Origin of the sequence: Oceanobacter antarcticus, assembly GCF_044962685.1 — a bacterium.
In the GTDB taxonomy this organism is placed as follows: Bacteria; Pseudomonadota; Gammaproteobacteria; order Pseudomonadales; family Oceanobacteraceae; genus Oceanobacter; species Oceanobacter antarcticus.
Genome location: NZ_JBBKTX010000071.1, coordinates 1 through 498 on the forward strand (window position 1 = coordinate 1; position 498 = coordinate 498).

The 498-nt window shown below is 59.2% G+C and carries 1 protein-coding gene; it reads right to left on the bottom strand.

All coding sequences use genetic code 11. The features are described from left to right. The coding region (locus tag WG929_RS20955) for an MMPL family transporter (protein ID WP_416207619.1) at positions 1-498 on the bottom strand (498 nt) is incomplete at both ends.

Sequence of the window (498 nt, forward strand, 5' to 3'; positions counted from 1 at the left end):
GGCTGCGTTTCAGTAAAAAACTCGCCAGCGCCGGCAGTAAAATCAGCGCGCCGAGCATGTTCCACAGGAACATGAAGGTCAGTAATATGCCCATGTCGGCCTGGAACTTGATCGGTGAGAACGCCCAGGCACCGACGCCAATGGCGAGGGTGCAGCCGGTAAAAATAACTACCCGGCCGGTGAACACCAGGGCCCGATAGTAGGCTTCGGAGAGGCTGGCTCCAGCGCGCAGCCAGGTTTGCACCACGCTGAGGATGTAGAGCGCGTAGTCGATGCCGATGCCGACCCCGAGAGCGATCACCGGCAAGGTCGAGACCTTGATGCCGATGCCCAGAAAGACCATCAGTGCCTCGACCAAAATCGAGGTCAGTACCAGCGGCACCATGGCGCAGATCACTGCGGGCAGGGAGCGGAAGGCGATGATGCTGAGCAGGGTGACGGCGATATAGACGCCGTACAAAATCTTGCTGTTGGCGACCTTGACCACTTGGTTGGTGG